This is a genomic window from Comamonas sp., from assembly GCF_036666375.1.
Classification (GTDB): Bacteria; Pseudomonadota; Gammaproteobacteria; order Burkholderiales; family Burkholderiaceae_C; genus Comamonas.
In genome coordinates this window covers 23,476-46,508 of sequence record NZ_JAVWWA010000012.1, presented here as the reverse complement: position 1 = coordinate 46,508, position 23,033 = coordinate 23,476, and the positions used below count along the sequence as shown (strand labels likewise).

Here is a 23,033-nt window from a genome sequence, read left to right as displayed (position 1 = left end):
AAAGGCAGCCTGGTTGCCCGGGCTGCCTTTGGCGTGAACGCGCTGAAATTACTTTGCAGCAGTCTTGCCGAAACGGTTGCGGAAGCGCTCGACGCGGCCGCCCATGTTGTCGACCGACTTTTGCGTGCCGGTGTAGAAGGGGTGCGATTCGCTCGAAGTGTCCAGCTTGAACATAGGCAGTTCGCGGCCGTCTTCGGTCGTACCCTTTTCCTTGGTGTTCACGCAGGAACGGGTCACGAATTTGAAGCCGTTGGACAGGTCAACGAACAGCACTTCGCGGTAGTTGGGGTGAATTCCTTCTTTCATGATCTTCCTTAGGTCAAGTGCGGTAGCCGTGCCCAACCCGATGCAACCTTTGCACCGGTTCGAATTGAACGTACTTTCCGCAATAGAAAAGCCCCCGAGTATACCTCGGGGGCTTTGGGTCAAGGCACAGCCTTGCGGCGCGGTGGGAATTAACCGCCGCGGCGCATCATGTCGAAGAAGTCGTTGTTGGTCTTCGTGGCCTTCATGTTCTTGATCATCAGCTCGGTGGCTTCGACGTCGTCCATGTTGTAGAGGAACTGGCGCAGGATGCGCGTCTTGTTCAGGATCTCGGGCGACAGCAGCAGCTCTTCGCGGCGCGTGCCGCTCTTGTTGAGCTCGATCGCCGGGAACACGCGCTTCTCGTAGAGGCGGCGGTTCAGGTGCAGTTCGCTGTTGCCCGTGCCCTTGAATTCTTCAAAGATCACTTCGTCCATGCGGCTGCCGGTATCGACCAGCGCCGTGGCGATGATGGTCAGCGAGCCGCCTTCCTCGACCTTGCGCGCCGCGCCGAAGAAGCGCTTGGGGCGCTGCAGGGCGTTGGAGTCGACACCGCCCGACAGCACCTTGCCCGACGAGGGCACGACGTTGTTGTAGGCGCGGGCCAGACGCGTGATCGAGTCCAGCAGGATCACGACGTCCTTCTTGAGTTCGACCAGGCGCTTGGCGCGCTCGATCACCATTTCGGCCACATGCACGTGGCGCGTCGCGGGCTCGTCGAACGTCGAGGCAATGATTTCGCCCTTGACCGAGCGCTGCATTTCCGTGACTTCTTCCGGGCGCTCGTCGACCAGCAGCACCATCATGTGCACGTCGGGATGATTGGCGGTGATCGCGTGGGCGATGTTCTGCATCATCATCGTCTTGCCGCTCTTGGGCGGGGCGACGATCAGCGCGCGCTGGCCGCGGCCTATGGGAGCGATGATGTCGATGATGCGGCCGGTGATGTTCTCTTCCGACTTGATCTCGCGTTCGAGGCGCAGCTGCTCCTTGGGGAACAGCGGCGTCAGGTTCTCGAACATCACCTTGTGCTTGTTCTGTTCTGGCGGGCCGCCGTTGACCTTGTCGAGCTTGGTCAGCGCGAAATAGCGTTCGCCATCCTTGGGCGTGCGCACTTCGCCTTCGATCATGTCGCCGGTGTGCAGGTTGAAGCGGCGCACCTGGCTCGGCGAGATGTAGATGTCGTCCGTGCTCGCGGTGTAGCTGGTGTCGGGGCTGCGCAGGAAACCGAAGCCGTCGGGCAGGATTTCAAGCACGCCGTCGGCAAACACTTGTTCACCGGCTTTTGCGCGCTTCTTGATGATGGCAAACATGATTTCCTGTTTGCGCATCCGGCCAACGTTTTCGATCTCGAGCTCTTCGGCCTGCTTCAAGACTTCAGACACGTGCTGTGCCTTGAGTTCGTTAAGGTGCATGGGGTTACTCCTTGGCGGAGTTAGTGGAATCAGGAATGAGGCGGAAGGCTGGGCGATACACGGGGTCGTGGGCCAAGCTTGCCTAGGGATCTCGAAACGGCCGTCAATGCAAGGGGCCGGTGATCTGCGCAGATTATGACAGGAAAAGATCTGCAGGTCTGAAATAAACAACTGGGGAGCGTCGCGCTGCCCCAGATTCAAGCCCGGCCCGGGCGCAGCGGCTGCGCGCCGGGCCGTCTGGGAATCAAGCCAGCTGTTCGTCGAGGAATGCGGTGAGCTGGGCCTTGCTCAATGCACCGACCTTGGTCGCGGCGAGTTCGCCGTTCTTGAACAGCATCAGCGTGGGGATGCCGCGGATGCCGAACTTCGCGGGGATTTCGCGGTTTTCATCGACGTTCATCTTGGCGATGGTGACCTTGCCCTGGTAGGTGCCGGCGACTTCGTCGAGGATGGGGGCGATCATCTTGCAGGGACCGCACCACTCCGCCCAGTAGTCCACCAGCACCGTGGTGCCGGCTTGCAGCACTTCGGCTTCGAAGGAGGCGTCGGAGAGATGTTTGATGAGGGCGCTTGCCATGGATTTTTCCTTGGTGTGTTGGCTGAATGGGGCGAAGGTTCGCTACTGGTTTCGATTGTGACAGAAACCCATCTCCAGTCGCTGCGTGTGGGCGACACTTGGTGCTATGACTGTCATAGCGGAAAACGATGAGAATACGGATGTGGCAGTGCGCGCTGCGGATGCGCGTGCGGCCGATTTGTCTTAACGAGGAACACCTGAATGACCGAAGCCCCCACCCACAATGCGCCACTGGACTGCGAGGTCGCCATCGTCGGTGGCGGGCCGGCCGGCCTGATGGCTGCCCAGCGCCTGGCGCAAGCCGGCGCCAGCGTGCATCTGTTCGATGCCATGCCTTCGGTGGGGCGCAAATTCCTGCTGGCCGGCAAGGGCGGGCTGAACCTGACCCACTCCGAGCCCGCCGATGCGTTTGCGGGGCGCTTTGGCGCGCGCCGCGCGCAGATCGAGCCCATGCTCCAGGCGTTCGGCGCCGAGCAGGTCAAGACCTGGGCCGCGGCCCTGGGCGTGGAAACCTTTGTCGGAACCTCGGGGCGTGTATTCCCGGTGGGAATGAAAGCCGCGCCGCTGCTGCGTGCCTGGCTGGTGCAACTGCGCGGCCTGGGCGTGCAGTTCCATACGCGCCACCGCTGGCTGGGCTGGGACGGCGAAGGCGCGCTGCGCTTTGCCACGCCCGCGGGCGAGCAGCTGGTGCGCGCGCGCGCCCTGGTGCTGGCGCTGGGCGGCGCGAGCTGGCCGCAGCTGGGCTCCGACGGCGCCTGGGCGCCCTGGCTGCAGGAGCGCGGCGTGCAGATTGCGCCGCTGCAGGCCGCCAACTGCGGCTTCGATGTGCTCAACGTTGCTTCGGGCAGCGCGGAAACGCGGCGCAGTTTCCTGCGCGAACTCGTGGGACTGGAGACCGCGCCGGCGCGCGGCTGGACGCCGCATTTCAAGGAGCGCTTTGCGGGCCAGCCGGTCAAATCGGTGGAACTGTCCTTTACCGACAGCCAGGGCCATGAATTCGCGCGGCGCGGAGAATTCGTGGTCACCGAAGCCGGCATCGAAGGCAGCCTGGTCTATGCGGCTTCGCAATGGCTGCGCGATGAAATCAGCGCCCAGGGCCATGCCACGCTGCACCTCGACCTGCTGCCCGAGCACGACGCCGAGCGCGTCGCCGCCGAAGTGCGCCACCCGCGCGGCTCGCGCAGCCTCAGCAGCCACCTCAAGAGCCGCCTGGGCATAGACGGCGTGAAGATGGGCCTGCTGTATGAAGTGCTGGGGCGTGACGGCGTCAACGACCCGCAGGCGCTGGCCGCGGCCATCAAGGCGCTGCCGCTGACGCTGATCGCACCCCGCCCGGTCGCCGAAGCGATCAGCACCGCAGGCGGCGTGGCGTTCGAAGCGCTGGACGCCAACGGCATGCTGCAGGCGATTGCCGGCGTGTTCTGCGCGGGTGAAATGCTCGACTGGGAAGCGCCCACGGGCGGCTATCTGCTGACGGCCAGCCTGGCCAGCGGCGTGCAGGTCGCCGAAGGCGTGCAGCAGTTTCTGCGCGAAGCTTCCAGGAGCTGATGGGGATTGCGGCCGGCGCAGTGCGCTGGCCGCAAACGAAAAAGCCCACGCGCGGTGGGCTGATGTATCAAATGGGGAAGGGCGCCAAGGCGGCGGCGCCTTGTGTCGCGAGGATCTCTGCGATGGCAGACATCCTGAAAAGAAGTTGACGAGCCTTACCCCCGGCACTGACTCTACAGTTAGGGCTGCTTGGTTCCCCACCTGACCCGGTTGGCTGCTTCGCCATGCGGGGAGGCCCGTCACCGGCAATTGTAGCGCAGACTGGGCCGCGGGTTTGAAAAGAGACCCCAGGCCGGGCCCGGGGTCGGTCTTCAGAGGCGAAACGCGCTGAGCGAACGGTTGAGCTGCGCCGCCTGGACTTCGAGCGACTGGGTCGCGGCCGAAGATTCCTCGACCAGCGCGGCGTTCTGCTGCGTCATCTGGTCCATCTGGGCAACGGCCTGGTTGACCTGCTCGAGGCCGGCCATTTGTTCGCTGCTCGCGTGGCTGATTTCGCCGACCAGGTCGGTGACCTTCTGCACGCCCTGGACCACCTTGTCCATGGTGCCGCCGGCCTGCTCGACCAGGCGGCTGCCCGTGGCGATGCGCTGTCCCGAAGCGTCGATCAGGCCCTTGATTTCCTTGGCCGCGTTGGCGCAGCTTTGCGCCAGGCTGCGCACATCGCCCGCAACCACAGCAAAGCCCCGGCCCTGTTCGCCCGCGCGCGCGGCTTCGACGGCGGCGTTGAGCGCCAGGATGTTGGTCTGGAACGCGATCTTGTCGATCACGCCGATGATGTCCTCGATGCGCTTGGAGGTCTGCAGGATCTCGGCCATGGTGCGCACCACCTGGTTGACCGACTCTCCGCCCTGAACCGCCAGCACCGACGTTTCCTTTGCCAGCTGGTCGGCTTGCTGGGCGCTCGCGGTGTTGTTGCGCACCGTCGAGGTCAGCTCCTCCATCGAGGCTGCGGTCTGCTCCAGCGAGCTGGCCTGCTCCTCGGTGCGCGCCGACAGGTCGAGGTTGCCCGAGCTGATTTCAGCCGCGGCATTGGCCACCGAATCGCTTCCCTTGCGCGCTTCGGAGACCAGGCGGCGCAGGTTGGTTTCCATCTGCGACAGCGACTGCATCAGCTGCGCGGTTTCGTCGCGCCCGCGCATGCTTTCTTGCGGGATCTCGAGGTGCAGGTTGCCGCCCGCGACTTCGTCGGCGATCTTCACCGCAGCGCGCAGTGGACGCACGATTCCCAGGCTCAGCACGGCGGCGATGACCGCGCCGATGGCGACGATCAGCACGCTCAGCAGCAGCAGCAGGTTGCTGCTGGTCTGGTAGGTGCGCTCAATGGCTGCGGCCGTGCTGTCGATTTCCTTGCGCTGCAATTCGAGCAGGGCCTTGATGCTGTCCACATAGGCCTGGGTGCTGGGCGCATAGACGTTGTTGAAGATGGCCTCGGTCTCGAGTCCTTCGTCCTTGGCCTTGGTGACTTGGGCGCGCGCCGCGTTGTACTTCTCGCGGGTCTGGCTCGCATGCGCGAACAGCGAGCGCTCGGCGTCAGAGTTGATCAGCGGCTCGAAGCGCTTGAGCAGGGCACCGGCATCGGCCGATGACTTGCGCGCCGTTTCCGCGAAAAAGCGGCCGAGTTCGGCGTCAGGGCTGCGGACAATGGCGGTGGTGCGCTGCGAGCCCGCGAGCACCAGTGCGTACCAGTCGGCGATCAGGCGCTCCTTGGCGAGCGGGTTGTTCATCATGGTGCGCGTCTGCTGCGCGACGCTGGACAACTGGATCAGGCTCGCGGCGAGGCCGACGATGGTCAGCAGCAACACGGCTGCGAAACCCAGGGCAATACGTTGCCCGATTTTCAAGGAAGAGAAACGCATCGAAATCTGTGGTTCGTAGGGGTAATTATGAGTAGACGGAATATGTAAAAAGCGCTTACGGATGATAAGCCTTGTAGCAATTTCGCCGCTGGCGCGCGGCCAATGACCGCCATGCATAAGCGGTCACCCGCAGGGCAATGGAGCCGGCCGGAAACGGGCCGCGCAGCGAAAAATCCCGGGATGGCCACCGGTCCCGGCCGGCCCCCGTAGAATCGCAGCCATGTCCTACCTCGTGCTTGCCCGCAAATACCGTCCCCGCAATTTCTCCGAAATGGTGGGGCAAGAGCACGTCGTGCAGGCGTTGTCGAATGCCCTGACACAGCAGCGCCTGCACCACGCCTACCTGTTCACGGGAACGCGCGGCGTCGGCAAGACCACGGTGTCGCGCATTCTGGCCAAGTCGCTCAACTGCCAGGGCGCCGATGGCCAGGGCGGAATCACCGCCACGCCCTGCGGCGTCTGCGCCGCCTGCACCGAGATCGACAGCGGCCGCTTTCCCGATTACACCGAGCTCGACGCGGCGTCCAACCGCGGCGTCGACGAAGTCCAGGGCCTGCTCGAGCAGGCCGTCTACAAGCCGGTGCAGGGGCGCTTCAAGGTCTTCATGATCGACGAAGTGCACATGCTCACGAACACGGCGTTCAACGCCATGCTCAAGACGCTCGAAGAGCCGCCCGAATACCTGAAGTTCGTGCTGGCGACGACCGATCCGCAGAAAGTGCCGATGACGGTGCTGTCGCGCTGCCTGCAATTCAACCTGCGGCCCATGGCGCCCGAGACCGTGCTCGACCATCTGGGCCAGGTGCTGGCGGCAGAGAACGTTCCCGCCGAACCCCAGGCGCTGCGCCTGCTCGCGCGCGCCGCGCGCGGCTCGATGCGCGATGCGCTGTCGCTGACCGATCAGGCGATTGCGTTCGGCAGCGGGCAACTGCTAGAAGCCGGCGTGCGCCAGATGCTGGGCAGCGTGGACCGCTCCTATGTGTTTCGCCTGATCGCCGCGCTGGCCGAAGGCGATGGCCGCAGCGTGGTGGAAACCGCCGATGCATTGCGCCTGAACGGCCTTTCGGCCGCGTCCACGCTGGAAGAAATGGCCGCGGTGCTGCAGCGCATGGCCGTGGTCCAGGCCGTACCGCAGATGGCGCATGACGCCAGCGACCCCGAAGCCAGCGAGATCGCGCGCCTGGCCGATGTGATGCCGGCCGACGAAACCCAGTTGCTCTACAGCATCTGCCTGCACGGGCGCGCGGAACTCGGGCTCGCGCCCGACGAATACGCGGCGCTGACCATGGCGCTGCTGCGACTGCTGGCCTTCAAGGCACCGGCTGAAAAAAAAACTCCAGCGATAGCTGACACGGCCCCGGCCGCCGCGCCCAGGCCGGTGGCGCCTGCCCCGGCCCCGGGACCTGCGCCAGCTGCCGTTGCTGCTCCGGCTCCCATGCCTGCGCCGGCTCCGGCGCCGATCGCTGCGCCGGCTCCAGCTCCAACGCCGATTGCTGCGCCACGCCCGGCGCCCGCGCCGCTGCGCGCAACCGCGCCCCTGGCCGCTCCCGCCCCGGCAATGGTTGCGGCGCCCGCGCCGCGCCAGCGCGTCGAGCCGGCCGCCGCACAGCGCCAGCCCATGCCCGAAGCCGTGGCCTTTGACACCGACGGCGACGCCATAGGCATGGACAGCGTGGAATTCGCGCCGCTGGAAGTTCCGCCCTGGGAATCGCTGCCGTCGGACGCCGCCGAACCTGTGGCGCGCGCCCCCGTCCAGCGGCTGGCGCCGGTGGAGCATTCCCCCGAATCCGAACCCGCGCCCGAGCCCATCGTGGTGGCCCGGCCGGCCTGGACGCCGTCCGAACCGTCAGGCGAACCCGTGGCGACCACGCCCGAAGGCGACCGCTGGTATGCGGCCGTGCAGCAGCTGATTGCCAGCGAAGCCATCACGGCGCTGGTGCGCGAGCTCGCGCTGCAGTCGCAGCTCATGCACTGCGAAGGCGACCATTGGACGCTGTGCGTGCAGCGCCAGTCGCTGAACCAGGCGACGGCGCGCGAACGCCTGCGCGCGGCGCTGGCCGAGGCCGGCCTGGCGCAGCAGCTGAGCGTGGAGATAGGCGCGGTCAGCGACACTCCCGCGCGCCGCAATGCGGCCGCGGCGCAGCAGCGCCAGCGCGTGGCCGAAGAGATCGTGATGAACGACCCCCTGGTGCAAACATTGATGCGCGAGCATGGCGCGCGCATTGTGCCGGGTAGTATCAAACCTGCTTAAACACTGAAAAGGAAACAACATATGTTCAACAAAGGACAACTCGCCGGTCTCATGAAGCAGGCCCAGGCCATGCAGGACAACCTCAAGAAGGCCCAGGATGAGTTGGCCCATGTCGAGGTCGAAGGCGAATCCGGCGCCGGCCTGGTCAAGGTGCTGATGACCTGCAAGCACGACGTCAAGCGCGTGACCATAGACCCCAGCCTGCTGGCCGAAGACAAGGACATGCTCGAAGATCTCGTGGCCGCGGCCTTCAACGCTGCGGTGCGCAAGGCTGAAGAGACTTCGCAGGAAAAGATGGGCAAGCTGACTGCCGGCATGCCTGGTCTGCCCGGCGGCATGAAATTCCCCTTCTGACGGTGGCGGCTGCAGGGCAGCCCTGCAGGCCCTTGCCGTGACCTGCCTCGTGCAGGTCTTTTTTTGTCGTCGGGCCGCCCCAGGACAAAAAGCCCCCTTGGGGGGCAGCGGCTAGGCGCAGCGAGCAAGCGTGGGGGCCGTTCTTTCTGTGTTTTCCGGAGTATCCATGGCCGTCCCCGATGTACATCCCCTCGACGATTTGATCCAGGCCTTGCGTCGCCTGCCCGGCGTGGGTGTCAAGTCGGCCCAGCGCATGGCCTACCAATTGCTGCAGCGCGACCGCGAAGGCGCGCTGCAGATCGCGCGCGCGCTGGACACCGCGCTGCAGGAGGTACAGCATTGCGCCCAGTGCCATACCTTTACCGTGGGCCGGCTGTGTGCGATCTGCCAGGACGAAAGCCGCGACGCGGCGCGCCTGTGCGTGGTCGAGACCCCGGCCGATCTCGCTGCGATGGAACGCACGGGCGCCTACCAGGGCCGTTATTACGTGCTGATGGGCCGCCTGTCGCCGCTCGACGGCGTGGGTCCGCGCGACCTGGGCCTGCCCGAGCTGCTCGAGCGCACCGTCCAGGACGGCGTGCAGGAAGTGATTCTCGCGACCAGCTTCACGGCCGAAGGCGAGGCCACCGCGCATGCGATCAGCGAGGCGCTCAAGAGCCGTGGCGTGCATGTGACGCGGCTGGCGCGCGGCGTGCCAGTGGGCAGCGAGCTGGAGTATGTGGATCTGGGCACGATTGCGCATGCGCTGGTGGATCGGCGCTGAACGCGCCGCCGCTGCTAAGCTGTCCCGAACGAAGTCTTTCACTGCGTTCTAGATCATCGTTCGCCCTGAGCCTGTCGAAGGGCCTGCGGCGCAAGCCCAAGGAACTGCCATGAATGCCCTGACCCCCCATTTCACCGTTGCCTACTGGTGCGTGCTGATCGCCGCGCTGCTGCCCACGGTCTGCGCCTACCTGGCCAAGAGCCGGGGCTTGGGCAAGTCCGGCGGGGAGGGCGGCTTCGACAACCACAACCCGCGCGCCTGGCTGCAGCAGCAGACGGGCTTTCAGGCGCGCGCCAATGCCGCCCAGGCCAACAGCTTCGAAGCCCTGCCGTTTTTCATCGGTGCGGTGATCATTGCCCATCAGTTGGGCGCACAGCAGACCTGGCTGGACCTGCTGGCGCTGCTGTTCGTGCTGCTGCGCGGCTTCTACATCCTGATGTATGTGGCCGACATGGCCACGGCGCGCAGCCTGGTCTGGGCTGCGGCCATGCTCGTCAACGTGGCAATCCTGTTCATCGGTTACCACTGAGCCCGCTGCCCGCGCGCGGCATGGGTCAGCGCTTGCGCACCTTGGATGGCGTGCCGCCCTTCTTGCTGGTCTGCGCGGGCGCCTTGGCCGAACGCGTCGAGACCGCCACCTTGCCGCTGGCGCGTGGACCGGCGGCCGATGCCGCGCGCAGCGGCAGGAACATGACGATCGATTGTCCCGCCTTCAGGCTCGCGCCGACCTTGAGGTCGTTCCAGTCGGCCAGGTTGGCGACGCTGACGCGGTGGCGCTGGGCGAGGCTGGCCAGCGTGTCGCGTTTTTGCGCCCTGACCGTGGTGCGGCGCGTGACGATTTCGGGCGCGAACGCCACATGGCCGTTGTCGGCTACCTGGCTGGACACATCGGCCAGCGTGCTGGCGGTGCGCGGCACCATCAGCGCCGAGCCGGCCTTGATCACCATGCGCGGCGGAATGTTGTTGATCGCGCGCAGGCCGTCCTCGCTCATGCCCACGCGCTGGGCCGCATCGGCCACCGTGAGTGTCGAAGGCGCGGTCCAGACCGTCCAGCTCGAGTACTGGCCCTTGCCGTAGGCATCGAGATTGCGCTCGAACACCTTGGCGTTGTCCCAGGGCAGCAGGATCTGCGGCGTGCCGGCGGCGAAGATCACGGGCCGGCTCAGCGAAGGATTGAGCGCGCGGAAGTCGGAGGGCGTGACGTCGGCGAGCTTGGCGGCGAGTTCCACATCGATGTCGCGCTTGATGTCCACGGCCTGGAAATAGGGGTGGTTCTCGATCAGCGGCAGCTCGGCGCGGAAGGCTTCGGGCGTGTTGACGATGTTCTTCACGGCCTGCAGCTTGGGCACGTACATGCGTGTTTCCGCGGGCATGTTGAGTTCGGCGTAGGAGATGCCCAGGCCGGCCTTGCGGTTGCGCGCGATCGCGCGGCCCACGCTGCCTTCGCCCCAGTTGTAGGCGGCCAGCGCGAGGTGCCAGTCGCCGAACATGCCGTGGAGCTTTTGCAGGTAGTCGAGCGCGGCGCGGGTCGAGGCCAGCACGTCGCGGCGATCGTCGCGGAAGACGTTCTGCTTGAGGTCGAAATAGGTGCCGGTGGCGGGCATGAACTGCCACATGCCCGCGGCCTTGGCGCTGGACACGGCCTGGGGGTTGAACGCGCTCTCGATGTAGGGCAGCAGCGCCAGTTCCGTGGGCATGCCGCGGCGCTCCAGCTCTTCGACGATGTGGAACAGGTACTTGCTCGAGCGCTCGGTCATGCGCAGTATGTAGTCGGGCCGGCTCGCATACCACTGCTCGCGGTCCTGCACCAGTTCATGGTCCAGATCGGGCATCGCGAAGCCGCGGCGTATGCGATCCCACAGATCGGCCGGCGCTGACAGCGAGGCCACGCCGGGCGTGGTCACCTGGGCGCGGGTGATGGGGCTCAGCGCGCCATTCGGATAGCGCGGCGTGTGCGCGGCCGTGGTGTCGGCATCGGCCGGGGGGGCGGCGTCGGGGGTGACGGTGGCGCAGCCGGCGAGCCAGAGCACGCTGCTGAGCAATACGGGGTAGAGAAGATTCATCAGAAATCGTTTTTCCAGGCACGCAATGCCGCAAGCACCTCGTGGGCTTGCTGCGGGTGGATACGCGTGTCATGGCGGTGGGCGGCTGCGACCACCGCGGTTTCACGCGTACGAAGAAAGGGGTTGATGCTGCGTTCCAGCACCATGCTCGAAGGCAGGGTGGGTCGGCCCTGTGCACGCAGGGCCTCGCAGTGCTCCATGTGGTGGAGCAGGGCGGCGTTGTTTGGTTCCACCGCCAGCGCAAAGCGAAGGTTAGAAAGTGTGTATTCATGCGCGCAGCACACCTGGGTGTTGTCGGGCAGCGCGGCCAGTGCGTCGAGCGACTGCTGCATCTGCGCGGGCGTGCCCTCGAAAAGCCGCCCGCAGCCGCCCGAGAACAGCGTATCGCCGCAGAACAGCACGGGCTCGGGCATGGCCGTGGCGCTGTAGTAGGCAATATGGCCCGCGGTATGCCCGGGCACGTCGATCACCTGCCAGGGGCCGCCCAGCACGTCGACCTGATCGCCGCCCTGCACGCGCGTCACCGGCTCGGGCAGGGTCTCGCGCGCCGGGCCCCAGACCTGCGCGCCGGTGGCCGCGCGCAGCGCTGCCACGCCGCCGACATGATCAGGATGGTGGTGCGTGATTAGAATGGATTGCAATTGCAGCGCATGGCGCTCCAAGGCCGCGAACACGGGAGCCGCCTCGCCCGGGTCTATGACCAGGGCATTGCGGCCGTCGTGCAGCATCCAAATATAGTTGTCAGAAAAAGCGGGCAGCGGCAACAGGTTCATGAGCGACAAAATTATAGGGATGCACCACTGGCTTGATTCCCCTACCGGGCGCTATCTGCTCGACTGGGAGCAGCAACGCTGCGACGAAGCCGTGGCGGATGTGTTTGGCTACCATAGCCTGCAGCTGGGGTTGCCTATGCTACAGGGCTTGCGCGCCAACCGCATGCCCCATCGTTGGCTGGCGCTCGAATCGGGTGCCGAGGCCGCCGCATGGGCCGGCATTGCGCCCGCACAGGACTGGCCCGCCCAGGCCGTGCTCGAAGCGTCGGCCCTGCCGTTTGCCGAAGCCAGCCTCGACCTGCTGGTGCTGCCGCACACGCTGGAACGCACCGCCGACCCGCATGGCGCGCTGCGCGAAGTGGCGCGCGTTCTGGTGCCCGAAGGGCGGGTGGTGATCTGCGGCATCAACCCTGCGAGCTGGTGGGGAATGCAGTCGGCGCTTTCGCCGCGCAGCGCGCGCCTGCCCGATGTGCGCAGTGCCATAGGCTATTGGCGGCTGCGCGACTGGCTGCGGCTGCTGGCGCTGGACGTGCAGGCGGTCGAGTTCGGCTGCCACCGGCCCGCGGTGCAATCCGCGCAATGGCATCAGCGCTGGGGCTGGATGGACGCGCTGGGCGAGCGCGCGTGGCCCATACTCGGGGGCGTTTATTGCGTGGTGGCGACCAAGCGCGTGCCGGGAATGCGACTGCTGGAGCCGGCCTGGCGCCAGCGCCAGCAGTCCGCGGCCGCCGCGGCCGCGCCGCTGGCCCACCGCAGCCATCGAGAAACCTAGAGAAAGACGAAGTTGAATCAAGTAGTGATCTATACCGACGGTGCCTGCAAGGGCAACCCCGGACCCGGAGGCTGGGGCGTTCTGATGCGCGCCGGGACCATGGAAAAGGAATTGTTCGGCGGCGAGTTGGGCACGACCAACAACCGCATGGAAATGCAGGCGGTGATCGAGGCCCTGGCCGCGCTCAAGAGGCCTTGCGACGTGACGCTGTTCATCGACAGCCAGTACGTGCTCAAGGGCATCACCGAATGGATACACGGCTGGAAGGCCAAGGGCTGGCGCACGGCCTCCAAGGAGCCCGTGAAGAACGTGGAACTCTGGCAGCGCCTGGACGAACTGGTCAGCAAGAGCGGCCACCGCATCGACTGGCGCTGGGTCAAGGGCCATGCGGGCGATCCGGGCAACGAGCGCGCCGACATGCTGGCCAACAAGGGCGTGGAAAAGGCCCTGGGTCGGGGCTGACCTCAGTCGCGCGGCAGCCTGGCGAGTTCGGCCGCGAGCGTCGCGCCGTCCTGCGGGCGCACGCTGCGGCCCACTTCCTGGCCGTCGCGCAAAAACACCAGCGTGGGCCAGAGCTTGACGCGAAAGCTGCGCCCCAGGGGCCGGCCCGGGCCGTCTTCGATCTTCAGATGCTGCACATCGGCGCGCGATTCGAGCGCTTCGCGGATCAGCGGCTGCGCGCCCTTGCACCAGCCGCACCAGTCGGTGCCGAACTCCAGCACGGTATTGCCGCGCAGGGCCTGCACGTCTTGCGCGGAAGGGGCAGGAGTGATGGGCTGGGTCTGGAAAGGCATGCGGGGTTCCTGTTGAATGAGTGAAGGCCGGGCCACTGCCCGGCCAGGGCTTCAGCCGTCGCTGTTGCGCACCGCGCGCACCTGATCGCGGCCTTCTTGTTTGGCACGGTACAGCAACTGGTCTATGCGTTCAATGCAGTCGGCCAGCTCCTGGCCGGGTTCGATCTGGCCCACGCCCGCGGAAATCGTGATGGGCATGGGCAGCATGTCGGCGCAGGCCTGGCGCACCGCATGCCGGCAGCGGTCCAGCGTGGCGACGGCATTGGCCTGGTCGCAGCCCGGCATGATCAGCAGGAATTCCTCGCCGCCCCAGCGGATGATCTTGTCGCTGGTGCGCAGGCATGCGGCCACGGTCCTGGCCACCGTGGTCAGCACCTTGTCGCCCGTGGGATGGCCAAAGCGGTCGTTGACCTGCTTGAAATAGTCGACATCGACCAGCGCCAGCGCGAGTGCGGCGCCGACCGCGCGCGACTCGGCGACGGCCTTCTCCAGGTGCAGGCTGCCCGAGGTGCGCGTCAGCGCGCCGGTCAGGCTGTCGTGCTGCATCTGTTCGCGAAATGCGCGCTCCGACAGCACCTTGGCCGTGATGTCGCGCACCATGCTCACATAGTGCGTGACCTCGCCTTCGCGGTTGCGCAGCGGCGTGATGCTCTGCTCGCAATGCACCTCCGTGCCGTCGGTGCGCTGGTTGATGAATATCTCGCGCACCGGCCGGCCGTCCTTGAGCCTGGCCCAGAGTTCGGTATAGAACGCCGGCTCATGCTGACCGGACTGGGCGACCGAAGGCTTGCGGCCTATCAGTTCGCTGGCGCGCAGGCCGGTGATCTTTTCGTAGCCCTGGTTGGCGAACTCGATGATTCCCAGATGGTTGCAGATCAGCACGCCGTCCTCGGTCGCATCGAGCGTGCGCGCGAAGATGTCCGACGACGCCCTGGCCATGGCCAGCGCACTCAGGTCGTGCTGCACCGAAACGAAGTGGGTGATGCGTCCGTGGCTGTCGCGCACCGGCGAGATGTTCCATTCGAGCAGGTAGGGCGTGCCGTCCTTGCGGTAGTTGAAGGTCGAGCCCTTGAAGAACCGGCCTTCGGCAACGCAGCTGCGCAGTTCCGCGATGACCATGGGGCAGGTGTGCGGGCCCTGCAGCATGCGCGGATTGCGCCCCAGCAGTTCGTGCGCCGCATAGCCGGTCATCGCGCACAGCGCGGGATTGACATAGACGATGCGGTGGTCGTTCTCGGCGGCATCGGTGATCAGCACGGCATTGAAGGCCTGCTCGATGGCTTGCAGCAGCAAGGCCGGCAGGGCATCGGTCGCGACTTCGGCAGTCGGTGGCGGAGAAGGCGAGCGGGAACGCATGCAGATGTTGTCGTGCCCTGAAGGGGTGGCAAAAATGCTGCGCCTCCGAGGAGGCAGACCAGCGCCTGAGCGCCGATTATGCCGGCTCGGGGGTGATTTGTAAGGTCATATCGCGCCGTCGAACATCAGCACGTCGACGGCCTGGCCGGCCTGCACCGTCGCCTGGTCATGGTGCAGCACGATCAGGCCGTTCGCCTGCACCATCGAGCTGAGCACGCCCGAGCCCTGGTTGCCCGTGGTGCGCACCTGCAGCCTGCCGTCGGTGCCGGTGCTGACGATGCCGCGCTGGTACTCGGTGCGGCCCGGGCGCTTGCGCAGGGTTTCGCCGCTGACGGCCTGCAGCAGCGGCTGGGGCTGTGCGCGCCTGCCCATCATCTGCTGCAGCGCGGGCTGCACCAGCGCAATGAAAGCCACCATGGCCGCGACCGGGTTGCCCGGCAGGCCGAACAGTATGGCGGGCCGGTGTCCGCTGCCCAGCCGCCCCACGGCCAGCGGCCGGCCGGGACGCATCGCGATGCGCCAGAAGATCACTTCGCCCAGGCGCTGCAGCAGCGGCCGCAGATGGTCGGCGTCGCCCGTGCTCACGCCGCCGCTGGTGATCACCGCATCGGCTTCGCCGGCCGCGCGCCGCAATGCGGCTTCGAGCAGCGCCGGATCGTCGCCCACGGGCGGGCCTTCGATGACTTCGACACCCAGCCGGCGCAGCAGCGCGCAGATGGTGTAGCGGTTGCTGTCGTAGACCGCGGCCGCGCGCGGTGCCTCGCCGGGGCTCTGAATCTCGTCGCCGGTGGAGAAATACGCGACGCGCAGCCGGCGAAAGACCTGAACCTGCGCCAGCCCCAGGCTGGCGAGCAGGCCGAGGGCCGCCGGCGTGAGGCGTTCGCCGCGCGCCAGCGCCACCGCGCCTTGGCGCAGGTCTTCGCCGCAATGGCGGCGGTTGGCGCCGGGCTGCAGCAAATCGGGCGCGATCTCGACATGGCCGTCGTCGGCCAGCGTCACGAGCTCCTGCGGCACCACGGTGTCCAGGCCCGGCGGCATGACCGCGCCGGTCATGATGCGCAGGCATTCGCCGGGCGCAAGCGCACGCTCCCAGGTGGCGCCCGCATGCGCGCGGCCCGCGATGCGCAGCTTCAGGGCCTGGCCGGGCTGCAGCGCGCCGCCGGCGAACGCATAGCCGTCCATTGCGGAGTTGTCGTGCGCGGGCACGTTGATCGGCGAGATCAGGTCATGCGCCAGCACCCGGTCCAGGGCCTGGCTCAGCGCCAGGGTTTCGGTTTCTTCGGGCGCGCTCACCAAGGCGCTCAGAAAGCGCTGGGCCGTGGCGACGTCCAGGTCGTCGGGGTCATAGCCTTGCAGGCGGGCGGCAATTTCCGGCAGGGAGGTCATCGGGCGTTTTCCAGTGCGTGCAGTTCTTCCAGGGTGTTGGCGTTGGCGAAAGCGCGCGCGTCGTCTTCGGGGCGATCGAACGCCACGCTGATGCAGCGGTGCGCGCGCGCCCAGGTGTCGATCTTGCGTCCGCCCTGGGTCGTGTAGTGCGCCAGGCTGGCTTGCAGCGTGGCGCGCATGAGGCAGAACACGGGTTGCTCGCGCCAGCGCGTGCGGCCCTGGGCGTCGGTTTCCCGGCCCGCGGCAAACACGATGTCGGCATCGTGCGCGGCCGCGGCCTGGGCCAGGCGCTGCGCGAGATCGTGCGGGAACAGCGGCGTGTCGCAGGGCACGGTCAGCAGCCAGGGCGTGCTGCAATGCGCCAGGCCGCTGAGGAAGCCGGCCAGCGGCCCCGCGTAGTCGCTGAGGCTGTCTGGCCAGACCGGCACGCCGAAGCCGGCGTAGTGGTCAAGATGGCGGTTGGCGTTGATCAGGCAGCTGCCGACCTGGGGCGCGAGCCGCTGCAGCGCATGCTGGGCCAGGGGCAGGCCGCGAAACGGCTGCAGTCCCTTGTCTATGCCGCCCATGCGCGTGCCGCGGCCTCCGGCCAGCACCAGGCCGGTGATGTCGTGGGCGGGGGCTTCAGCCACCGATGTAGCTCATCTCTATGCGCCGGCCGGGGCTGGCGCTGCTGGGCGGCAGGCTGCTGCGCAATTGCGAGTATTGGTCGCTGCGCTGCTGCCACAGCGGCGCGATCGCGCCGGCCAGCTCTGCATCGCTGGCGCCGGCGCGCAGCAGGCTGCGCAGATCCCAGCCCTGAGAGGCGAACAGGCACAGGTACAGCTTGCCTTCGGTCGACAGCCGGGCGCGGTTGCAGTCGCCGCAGAAGGCTTCGGTGACGCTGCTGATGAAGCCGACTTCGCCCAGAGCGGGATCGTATTCGCCCTGAGCGTTCGCATAGCCCCAGCGCGCCGCGGTCTCGCCCGTGCTGCCCGGCGCGAGCGCGACCAGCGGGAATTCGGCCTGCAGGCGTTCGCGCACCCGGGCCGAAGGCAGGACTTCATCCATGCACCAGCCGTTGGTCGCGCCCACATCCATGTATTCGATGAAGCGCAGCGTCACGCCCGTGCCGCGGAAAAAGCGCGCCATGGGAAGTATCTGGTCGTCGTTGGTGCCGCGCTGCACCACCATGTTGACCTTGATGCGCCCGAAGCCCACGGCCTGGGCGGTTTCTATGCCCTTGAGCACGTCGGTCACGGCAAAGTCGACATCGTTCATGCGGCGGAACACCGCGTCGTCGAGCGCGTCCAGGCTCACGGTGAGCCGGTTCAGGCCCGCATCCTTGAGCGCGCGTGCCTTGCGGGCGAGCAGCGAGGCATTGGTGGTCAGCGTCACGTCGGGCGCAAGGCCTGCGGCGGTGCGCAGCGCCGCGAGCTGCTCTACCAGGGCCTCGAGGTTCTTGCGCAGCAGCGGCTCGCCGCCGGTGAGGCGGATTTTCTGCACACCGTGGGCCAGGAAGACGCGCGCCAGGCGCGTGATTTCCTCGAAGCTCAGCAAGGCGCTGTGCGGCAGGTAGGTGTAGTTCTTGTCGAACACCTCCTTGGGCATGCAGTACTGGCAGCGGAAGTTGCAGCGATCGGTGACGCTGATGCGCAGATCACGCAGCGGCCTGCCCAACTGGTCAAGCAAATGACCGGAAGGGGAGGTGGGCAGTTGCGGCACAGCCGCCGTCAAGGCTGCTGTGCGCTGATCTACCAGAGGAATCACTCGTACAGCCATGGGAGGTATTTTGCCGCAATCGGCGGCGTTCGGCCCGGGCGTGCGGGATGCTTGAGTGGGCACCGGGGCTAGGCGCCGGACTTGCCGGCCACGGGCTGGGGGCGCCAGTGCACGAACTGCGGGTAGTGCGCAGCCACGCCCGGGCCGTCGAAGTCCCAGCCCAGGCATTGGCCCAGGTGGCGTGGCGGCTGGCCGGGGTCGCCGTCGGCGAACACGTTGGGCATGGACTGGAACGCCGCCGTCGCCATGTTGAACAGCAGTTCGCGCAAATGGGTGCAGCTGCTGACGCCGCCCAGATGTTCCTGGATGGACTTGCGCCAGCCGCGGCCCATATGGCAGCCGACCATCTTCTGCAGCGCGGCCGCGGCTTCGGGGCAGTTGCCCAGCGGGTGGGAGTCCATGGCCACCTCGATGGCCTGTACCTGCAGCGCGTCGTTGATGGTGGCGCGTATCCACATGTGGTGGATGGCCGTGCCCGCGCGCAGCAGTTGCCCGCTGCTCAGCACGCGGTCCACGGCCTTGCTGTCGTGCAGCTCGCCTTCTATGTCCCAGAGGCCGTCGGGGCGCTCGAAGCTGCGATAGCGCACATCGCGCAGATGTTGGGGGGTGCGGTGGGGAATTTCTGTCAGGGGCATCGTGGATTCTTCGGGACCGGCGCTGTCGTTGAGCTGCCGCATGCCCCCACCGTAGCGAACAAACGCCGCCCAGGCAAGCACCTGTGCGCGGCTCAGGTCAGCATGGGCGCCACTGCCAGGCAGCTTTCGCGCAGCTTCGCCAGGTCCAGGATCTCCAGCTTGCCGCGGTACAGGCGGATCATGCCGCGCTGCTGCAGCTCCTGCAGTATCTGGTTGGTGGTCTGGCGCGACAGCGCGAGCATGCGCGCGAGCTGTTCCTGTGACAGATTGAGCATGCGCCGCGACTGCGTGGTGTCCAGGCGCAGGCCGTAGTCTTCGGCCATGTTCACCAGCCGGCGCGCCAGCCGCTGCGGCGCGGCGAGCACCGACTGGTCCTCCAGCGTGATCAGCGCCTGGCGCAGCTTGAGCGTGACCAGCAGCGCCAGCGAGCGCCAATGTTCGGGATGCTGCTCCAGCCATTGCAGCAGCGGCGCCAGCGGCACCTGCAGCACGCAGCTTGGTTCGGTGGCGTAGACATCATGGATGCGCGGTGACTGGTCGAACAGCGACAGTTCGCCAAACCAGGCCGGCGACTCGAGCAGCGTCAGCAGCGTGCTGCGCGCGTGGGCGCCGCTGCCGGCGCTGGAGATGGACAGCGTGCCGCGCAGCACCGCGTAGAGCCCGCCGGGTGGATCGCCGCGCACGAACACGGCTTCGCCGGCGGCGAGCTGCTGCACGCGGGCCAATCCCGTGAGCTGCTGGGCCAGGGCCTTGGGCAGTTCATGGAACCAGCGGCCCGAACGCAGGATGATCAGGTGTTCGGGCAGCAGCGGCGAATAAAGAGGTGAAGGCGCTTGCGTCAGCATCACGACATACCGGGCGGTGAATGGACAACACCCTATTGACGCATGCCTGCGGATTTTAATAACGCATGGAAACCCTGAGGTCAAAAACAGTGCATGCGAGCGCTGCCGCCTGGTTGCCGGGTTGATTTTCCCGGTGCATGCCGGGGCGACCCGAGGCTGCGCCTAAAATCATGGCCAATCCCGCTGCGGACCTCTTGTTTCACTCAACTCAACATCATCATGTCCTTCGACAAAGTCTCCCCTGGCAAGAATGCGCCCGACACGTTCAACGTGGTCATCGAAATCTCGGCCAACGCCCATCCCGTGAAGTACGAAGTCGACAAGGAATCGGGCGCGATCTTCGTCGACCGTTTCATGACCACGGCCATGCACTACCCCACCAACTACGGCTATGTTCCGCAAACCCTGTCGGGCGATGGCGATCCGGTCGACGTGCTGGTGATGACGCCGTTCCCGCTGCCCCCGGGCGTGGTCGTGCCCTGCCGCGTGCTGGGCATTCTGATGATGGAAGACGAAGCCGGCGTCGACGGCAAGGTGCTGGCCGTGCCCACCGCCAAGATCCTGCCGCAATACGCCAAGATCGAATCGATTGCCGACGTGCCTGAAATCACGCTGGCGCAGATTTCGCACTTCTTCGAACACTACAAGGACCTCGAAAAGGGCAAGTGGGTCAAGGTGCAAGGCTGGCAAGGCGTGGACGCCGCCAAGAAGGAAATCGTCGACGGCATCGCCAACTACAAGGCCTGAGCCGCAGCGCAAGCCATGGCCTGCCGCACGCGCTTTCAGCGACGCCGTTGCAGAACGGCGAGCCGGGCGTGCCTACCGGGCGATGGGCGTTGAATTCGCAGCGTGTTGTCAGCAATGACAGCACGCTGTTTTGTTGTGGGGCATCCGCCTGCAGGTGCCGGGGAGGTGCGCGCGGGCGGATGAGGGGATGGCAAGCGTTGGAAAGACAAACACAATGAAGTTGGCTGATATGCGCCTGGGATTGAAGCTGGGGCTGGGATTTTTTCTGGTGGTGCTGTTGACAGTGGCGGTCGGCGGCCTGGCGCTGTGGCAGTTGCAGAAAATCAATGCGGCCGCGAGCTTTCTGGGCGGGCAGGCACTGCCAAGCGTGTCGGATACCGGTGATATCCGCGTGCAGTGGAACCGTCTGCGGCGCCTGGACGCCGGCCTGATGTCGGCCAAGAGCGCCGAGGAAGCTGCCGCGCTGGCAACGCAGGCACCGGCCATCATGGAGCAGCTGCAGACGCTGGAACGCGCCTATGAAGCGCTTGACCACAATGCCGAAGAAGGCACGCTGATGGCCCAGTACCAGACCGAACGCAAAAGCTATGTCGGCAGCCGCGAAGCGCTGTTCCAGGCCGCCAAGGAAAAGGATTACACGCTGCTCGAGCAGGATTCGCTGCTGGGCGACGCGGTCGGCAATGTCTACCGCGGCGCGTCGGAAACGGCGTTCGTGGCGCTCACGGAAACCGTGGGCCGGCTCAATGCGATCAGCCAGCAGCGCGCCCGGCAGGCCCAGCAGGCGGCGGCCGCGGCCTATGACAGCGCACGCCTCTGGGTGGTGGCCGGAGTGGCCCTGAGCGCCGTCATCGCGGCATTGTTCGGCGCACTGGTGACGCGCTCCGTGACGCGGCCTGCGCGGCAGGCGGTCGATGCGGCGAACCACATCGCCCTGGGCGATCTGTCGCAGTCGATTGCGCCGGGCAACAAGGACGAAATGGGCGATCTGCTCACGGCCTTGCAGCGCATGCAGATCAGCCTGGTGCAGACCGTCAACAGCGTGCGCAACAACGCCGAGGGCGTGGCCACGGCGAGCGCGCAGATCGCCTCGGGCAACAGCGACCTGTCGGGCCGCACCGAAGAGCAGGCCAGCGCGCTCGAGCAGACCGCGGCGTCAATGGAGCAGCTGGGCTCGACGGTGCGCCAGAACGCCGACAACGCGCGCCAGGCCAACCAGCTGGCGCTGAATGCGTCGGCGGTCGCGGCACAGGGCGGTGACGTGGTCGCCCAGGTGGTCGGCACGATGAAGGGCATCAACGAAAGCAGCCGCAAGATCGCCGACATCATCGGCGTGATCGACGGCATTGCGTTCCAGACCAACATCCTCGCGCTGAACGCGGCCGTGGAAGCCGCGCGTGCGGGCGAGCAGGGCCGGGGCTTTGCCGTGGTGGCCAGCGAAGTGCGCAGCCTTGCGCAGCGCAGCGCCGAAGCCGCCAAGGAGATCAAGTCGCTGATCTCGGCCAGCGTCGAGCGCGTGGCGCAGGGCACGCAGCAGGCAGATTTGGCGGGCGAGACCATGACCGAAGTGGTCGGGGCGATACGCCGCGTGACCGACATCATGGGCGAGATCAGCGCGGCCAGCAGCGAGCAGAGCACGGGCGTGGCCCAGGTCGGCGAAGCGATCACGCAGATGGACCAGACAACGCAGCAGAACGCGGCGCTGGTCGAGCAAAGCGCGGCTGCAGCCGACAGTCTGCAGCGCCAGGCGCAGGATCTGGTCCAGGCCGTGGCGGTGTTCCGACTCGCGCAGGACGCGCACCAGCGCGCCGCGAGCGCCAGTGCGCTGCCCACAGTCCAGCACCCCACTGCGCGCGCCACCGAGCTGCCTGCGGCGCCGCGCGCGCCGGCCAAGGTGCCGCAGGTGGCCGCAGCGCCGGCTGCCGCAGCACCGGCTGCCGCAGCATCGGCTGCCGCAGCACCGGCTGCCGCAGCACCCGCGCCAGCGGCATTGGCGCCGGCTGCTCCAACAGCCGTGGCGCGCCAGACCGCCGACAGCGATTGGGAAACGTTCTGACGCGACAAGTCCTTTTTTTGGGGCCTGCCCTCGCTTTTTAGTGACAATATGTAATCCGGTCGTGCGCGGGCGCTGCCCATGCCGCCGGATCCCCATTCACACAGACCTGGAATCGGCGCGGGAGACAAGGCTTGACGCCTGTGGCCCGCCGTGCATCCGCGATCCAGATGCGTCCGCCAACGCGGCGATCTCAACCCAAGGGAGCCTTCATGCTTTCGAATCTTTCTTCTTCCGGCGGCCTGCGTTCGCGCTCCGCTTCCCAGACGGCCCAGGTGGCCAAGGCCGAGTTCCTGACTTTTCAGTTGGGCCAGGAAGAGTACGGCATCGACATCCTGCGCGTGCAGGAAATCCGCTCCTATGAGACGCCCACGCGCATTGCGCACGCGCCCGACTTCATCAAGGGCGTGGTCGATCTGCGCGGCGTGATCGTGCCCATCGTCGACCTGCGCATGAAGCTTGGCTGCCCCACCGTCGAGTACACGGCGTTCACCGTGGTGATCATTCTCAATGTGGCCGACACCGTGCTCGGCGTGGTCGTGGATTCGGTCGCCGATGTGGTCAATCTGGCGCTGGACGCGATCCGCCCCACGCCCCAGTTCCAGTCGCAGGTCGACGAAGCCTTCATCAAGGGCATCGCCACCGTCGGCGAGCGCATGCTGATCGTGATGGACATCGAAGCCCTGTTGAGTTCGGCCGACATGGGCCTGCTCAAGGCCGCTGTGGGCTGACCCGACACGCAGGAGCGGCCTGTGCGCCGCTCGGGCAATGGCGTAGTGATGCTCCG

23 protein-coding genes and 1 other RNA gene are annotated in these 23,033 nt (G+C 66.6%); 10 read left to right on the top strand and 14 right to left on the bottom strand.

Annotated features, from left to right (window positions below):
- Nucleotides 1–48: 48 nt before the first annotated feature.
- The 3 genes from RR928_RS04845 to trxA form a co-directional block, all read right to left on the bottom strand.
- The gene (locus tag RR928_RS04845) at nucleotides 49–306 is read right to left on the bottom strand and encodes a type B 50S ribosomal protein L31 (protein WP_159913812.1); all 258 of its coding nucleotides are present in this window, start codon (nucleotides 304–306) and stop codon (nucleotides 49–51) included.
- Between the two features lie 149 nt (nucleotides 307–455).
- Nucleotides 456–1,718 carry a transcription termination factor Rho gene (gene rho / locus RR928_RS04840; RefSeq protein ID WP_159913814.1) on the bottom strand — a complete coding sequence of 421 codons (1,263 nt, stop codon included), beginning with the start codon at nucleotides 1,716–1,718 and terminating at the stop codon, nucleotides 456–458.
- Between the two features lie 244 nt (nucleotides 1,719–1,962).
- Nucleotides 1,963–2,295 (bottom strand): thioredoxin TrxA, encoded by a 333-nt coding sequence (trxA, locus tag RR928_RS04835; protein ID WP_175504525.1) that lies wholly within the window; start codon nucleotides 2,293–2,295, stop codon nucleotides 1,963–1,965.
- Nucleotides 2,296–2,496: 201 nt separating this feature from the next.
- Here trxA and RR928_RS04830 point away from each other — a divergent pair, with 201 nt between their 5' ends.
- Entirely contained in the window at nucleotides 2,497–3,843 is a 1,347-nt protein-coding gene (locus RR928_RS04830; RefSeq protein ID WP_332681623.1) for a TIGR03862 family flavoprotein, read from the top strand.
- Nucleotides 3,844–3,987: 144 nt separating this feature from the next.
- Here the strand turns inward: RR928_RS04830 and ffs are convergent.
- Both ffs and RR928_RS04820 read right to left on the bottom strand, forming a co-directional pair.
- An RNA gene (gene ffs, locus RR928_RS04825) (signal recognition particle sRNA small type) lies at nucleotides 3,988–4,084 on the bottom strand.
- Nucleotides 4,085–4,154: 70 nt separating this feature from the next.
- On the bottom strand, nucleotides 4,155–5,699 hold the full coding sequence (locus RR928_RS04820; RefSeq protein ID WP_332536066.1) for a methyl-accepting chemotaxis protein: 1,545 nt from the start codon (nucleotides 5,697–5,699) through the stop codon (nucleotides 4,155–4,157).
- A gap of 220 nt (nucleotides 5,700–5,919) precedes the next feature.
- Here RR928_RS04820 and dnaX point away from each other — a divergent pair, with 220 nt between their 5' ends.
- The 4 genes from dnaX (at nucleotide 5,920) to RR928_RS04800 (ending at nucleotide 9,596) form a co-directional block, all read left to right on the top strand.
- A complete protein-coding gene (dnaX, locus tag RR928_RS04815) occupies nucleotides 5,920–7,950 on the top strand; it encodes a DNA polymerase III subunit gamma/tau (protein ID WP_332548747.1) in 2,031 nt (676 codons plus the stop codon).
- 21 nt (nucleotides 7,951–7,971) lie between these two features.
- Complete coding sequence (locus tag RR928_RS04810; RefSeq protein ID WP_332536062.1) at nucleotides 7,972–8,304, top strand: YbaB/EbfC family nucleoid-associated protein; 333 nt, start codon at nucleotides 7,972–7,974, stop codon at nucleotides 8,302–8,304.
- A gap of 166 nt (nucleotides 8,305–8,470) precedes the next feature.
- Nucleotides 8,471–9,067, top strand: a complete 597-nt coding sequence (recR, locus tag RR928_RS04805) for a recombination mediator RecR (protein WP_332536060.1) — start codon at nucleotides 8,471–8,473, stop codon at nucleotides 9,065–9,067.
- A gap of 109 nt (nucleotides 9,068–9,176) precedes the next feature.
- Nucleotides 9,177–9,596, top strand: coding sequence for an MAPEG family protein (locus tag RR928_RS04800; RefSeq protein ID WP_332536058.1), 420 nt, complete (start codon nucleotides 9,177–9,179; stop codon nucleotides 9,594–9,596).
- A gap of 25 nt (nucleotides 9,597–9,621) precedes the next feature.
- Here RR928_RS04800 and RR928_RS04795 read toward each other — a convergent pair whose 3' ends face one another.
- Nucleotides 9,622–11,130 (bottom strand): transglycosylase SLT domain-containing protein, encoded by a 1,509-nt coding sequence (locus RR928_RS04795; RefSeq protein ID WP_332536057.1) that lies wholly within the window; start codon nucleotides 11,128–11,130, stop codon nucleotides 9,622–9,624.
- Nucleotides 11,130–11,903 (bottom strand): hydroxyacylglutathione hydrolase, encoded by a 774-nt coding sequence (gene gloB / locus RR928_RS04790; protein WP_332536056.1) that lies wholly within the window; start codon nucleotides 11,901–11,903, stop codon nucleotides 11,130–11,132. Before gloB ends, RR928_RS04795 begins: the two co-directional genes overlap by 1 nt.
- A gap of 19 nt (nucleotides 11,904–11,922) precedes the next feature.
- Here gloB and RR928_RS04785 point away from each other — a divergent pair, with 19 nt between their 5' ends.
- On the top strand, nucleotides 11,923–12,675 hold the full coding sequence (locus tag RR928_RS04785) for a class I SAM-dependent methyltransferase (protein ID WP_332536084.1): 753 nt from the start codon (nucleotides 11,923–11,925) through the stop codon (nucleotides 12,673–12,675).
- 12 nt (nucleotides 12,676–12,687) lie between these two features.
- Nucleotides 12,688–13,137 carry a ribonuclease HI gene (rnhA, locus tag RR928_RS04780; protein WP_332536055.1) on the top strand — a complete coding sequence of 150 codons (450 nt, stop codon included), beginning with the start codon at nucleotides 12,688–12,690 and terminating at the stop codon, nucleotides 13,135–13,137.
- Nucleotides 13,138–13,139: 2 nt separating this feature from the next.
- Here the strand turns inward: rnhA and RR928_RS04775 are convergent, their stop codons facing one another.
- The 7 genes from RR928_RS04775 to RR928_RS04745 all read right to left on the bottom strand — a co-directional run bounded on the left by RR928_RS04775 (nucleotide 13,140) and on the right by RR928_RS04745 (nucleotide 19,449).
- Nucleotides 13,140–13,469, bottom strand: coding sequence for a thioredoxin family protein (locus RR928_RS04775; RefSeq protein WP_332548752.1), 330 nt, complete (start codon nucleotides 13,467–13,469; stop codon nucleotides 13,140–13,142).
- Between the two features lie 51 nt (nucleotides 13,470–13,520).
- Nucleotides 13,521–14,825 carry a sensor domain-containing diguanylate cyclase gene (locus tag RR928_RS04770; protein ID WP_332536051.1) on the bottom strand — a complete coding sequence of 435 codons (1,305 nt, stop codon included), beginning with the start codon at nucleotides 14,823–14,825 and terminating at the stop codon, nucleotides 13,521–13,523.
- 105 nt (nucleotides 14,826–14,930) lie between these two features.
- Nucleotides 14,931–16,211 carry a molybdopterin molybdotransferase MoeA gene (moeA, locus tag RR928_RS04765; protein ID WP_332681622.1) on the bottom strand — a complete coding sequence of 427 codons (1,281 nt, stop codon included), beginning with the start codon at nucleotides 16,209–16,211 and terminating at the stop codon, nucleotides 14,931–14,933.
- A complete protein-coding gene (mobA, locus tag RR928_RS04760) occupies nucleotides 16,208–16,777 on the bottom strand; it encodes a molybdenum cofactor guanylyltransferase MobA (RefSeq protein ID WP_332536082.1) in 570 nt (189 codons plus the stop codon). The genes moeA and mobA overlap by 4 nt, the downstream gene beginning before the upstream one ends.
- Before the next feature lie 55 nt (nucleotides 16,778–16,832).
- Nucleotides 16,833–17,969, bottom strand: coding sequence for a GTP 3',8-cyclase MoaA (gene moaA, locus RR928_RS04755; protein ID WP_332536047.1), 1,137 nt, complete (start codon nucleotides 17,967–17,969; stop codon nucleotides 16,833–16,835).
- 68 nt (nucleotides 17,970–18,037) lie between these two features.
- Nucleotides 18,038–18,604 carry a DUF2889 domain-containing protein gene (locus RR928_RS04750; protein ID WP_332536045.1) on the bottom strand — a complete coding sequence of 189 codons (567 nt, stop codon included), beginning with the start codon at nucleotides 18,602–18,604 and terminating at the stop codon, nucleotides 18,038–18,040.
- 92 nt (nucleotides 18,605–18,696) lie between these two features.
- Nucleotides 18,697–19,449: a Crp/Fnr family transcriptional regulator gene (locus tag RR928_RS04745; protein ID WP_332536044.1), complete on the bottom strand. Its 753-nt coding sequence runs from the start codon at nucleotides 19,447–19,449 to the stop codon at nucleotides 18,697–18,699.
- Between the two features lie 219 nt (nucleotides 19,450–19,668).
- On the opposite strand from RR928_RS04745, the gene ppa reads away from it, so the two are divergent.
- The 3 genes from ppa to RR928_RS04730 all read left to right on the top strand — a co-directional run bounded on the left by ppa (nucleotide 19,669) and on the right by RR928_RS04730 (nucleotide 22,977).
- Nucleotides 19,669–20,196 carry an inorganic diphosphatase gene (gene ppa, locus RR928_RS04740; protein ID WP_332536043.1) on the top strand — a complete coding sequence of 176 codons (528 nt, stop codon included), beginning with the start codon at nucleotides 19,669–19,671 and terminating at the stop codon, nucleotides 20,194–20,196.
- Between the two features lie 214 nt (nucleotides 20,197–20,410).
- The gene (locus RR928_RS04735; protein WP_332681621.1) at nucleotides 20,411–22,249 is read left to right on the top strand and encodes a methyl-accepting chemotaxis protein; all 1,839 of its coding nucleotides are present in this window, start codon (nucleotides 20,411–20,413) and stop codon (nucleotides 22,247–22,249) included.
- A gap of 209 nt (nucleotides 22,250–22,458) precedes the next feature.
- Entirely contained in the window at nucleotides 22,459–22,977 is a 519-nt protein-coding gene (locus RR928_RS04730) for a chemotaxis protein CheW (protein WP_332536040.1), read from the top strand.
- The last annotated feature ends 56 nt before the right edge of the window (nucleotides 22,978–23,033 follow it).

Bases quoted from the DNA above. Each gene is read 5' to 3' on its own strand.
- RR928_RS04845 (WP_159913812.1), bottom strand. From the start codon at position 306: ATGAAAGAAGGAATTCACCCCAACTACCGCGAAGTGCTGTTCGTTGAC.
- rho (WP_159913814.1), bottom strand. From the start codon at position 1,718: ATGCACCTTAACGAACTCAAGGCACAGCACGTGTCTGAAGTCTTGAAG.
- trxA (WP_175504525.1), bottom strand. From the start codon at position 2,295: ATGGCAAGCGCCCTCATCAAACATCTCTCCGACGCCTCCTTCGAAGCC.
- RR928_RS04830 (WP_332681623.1), top strand. From the start codon at position 2,497: ATGACCGAAGCCCCCACCCACAATGCGCCACTGGACTGCGAGGTCGCC.
- RR928_RS04820 (WP_332536066.1), bottom strand. From the start codon at position 5,699: ATGCGTTTCTCTTCCTTGAAAATCGGGCAACGTATTGCCCTGGGTTTC.
- dnaX (WP_332548747.1), top strand. From the start codon at position 5,920: ATGTCCTACCTCGTGCTTGCCCGCAAATACCGTCCCCGCAATTTCTCC.
- RR928_RS04810 (WP_332536062.1), top strand. From the start codon at position 7,972: ATGTTCAACAAAGGACAACTCGCCGGTCTCATGAAGCAGGCCCAGGCC.
- recR (WP_332536060.1), top strand. From the start codon at position 8,471: ATGGCCGTCCCCGATGTACATCCCCTCGACGATTTGATCCAGGCCTTG.
- RR928_RS04800 (WP_332536058.1), top strand. From the start codon at position 9,177: ATGAATGCCCTGACCCCCCATTTCACCGTTGCCTACTGGTGCGTGCTG.
- RR928_RS04795 (WP_332536057.1), bottom strand. From the start codon at position 11,130: ATGAATCTTCTCTACCCCGTATTGCTCAGCAGCGTGCTCTGGCTCGCC.
- gloB (WP_332536056.1), bottom strand. From the start codon at position 11,903: ATGAACCTGTTGCCGCTGCCCGCTTTTTCTGACAACTATATTTGGATG.
- RR928_RS04785 (WP_332536084.1), top strand. From the start codon at position 11,923: ATGCACCACTGGCTTGATTCCCCTACCGGGCGCTATCTGCTCGACTGG.
- RR928_RS04775 (WP_332548752.1), bottom strand. From the start codon at position 13,469: ATGCCTTTCCAGACCCAGCCCATCACTCCTGCCCCTTCCGCGCAAGAC.
- RR928_RS04770 (WP_332536051.1), bottom strand. From the start codon at position 14,825: ATGCGTTCCCGCTCGCCTTCTCCGCCACCGACTGCCGAAGTCGCGACC.
- moeA (WP_332681622.1), bottom strand. From the start codon at position 16,211: ATGACCTCCCTGCCGGAAATTGCCGCCCGCCTGCAAGGCTATGACCCC.
- mobA (WP_332536082.1), bottom strand. From the start codon at position 16,777: ATGGGCGGCATAGACAAGGGACTGCAGCCGTTTCGCGGCCTGCCCCTG.
- moaA (WP_332536047.1), bottom strand. From the start codon at position 17,969: ATGGCTGTACGAGTGATTCCTCTGGTAGATCAGCGCACAGCAGCCTTG.
- RR928_RS04750 (WP_332536045.1), bottom strand. From the start codon at position 18,604: ATGCCCCTGACAGAAATTCCCCACCGCACCCCCCAACATCTGCGCGAT.
- RR928_RS04745 (WP_332536044.1), bottom strand. From the start codon at position 19,449: ATGCTGACGCAAGCGCCTTCACCTCTTTATTCGCCGCTGCTGCCCGAA.
- ppa (WP_332536043.1), top strand. From the start codon at position 19,669: ATGTCCTTCGACAAAGTCTCCCCTGGCAAGAATGCGCCCGACACGTTC.
- RR928_RS04735 (WP_332681621.1), top strand. From the start codon at position 20,411: ATGAAGTTGGCTGATATGCGCCTGGGATTGAAGCTGGGGCTGGGATTT.
- RR928_RS04730 (WP_332536040.1), top strand. From the start codon at position 22,459: ATGCTTTCGAATCTTTCTTCTTCCGGCGGCCTGCGTTCGCGCTCCGCT.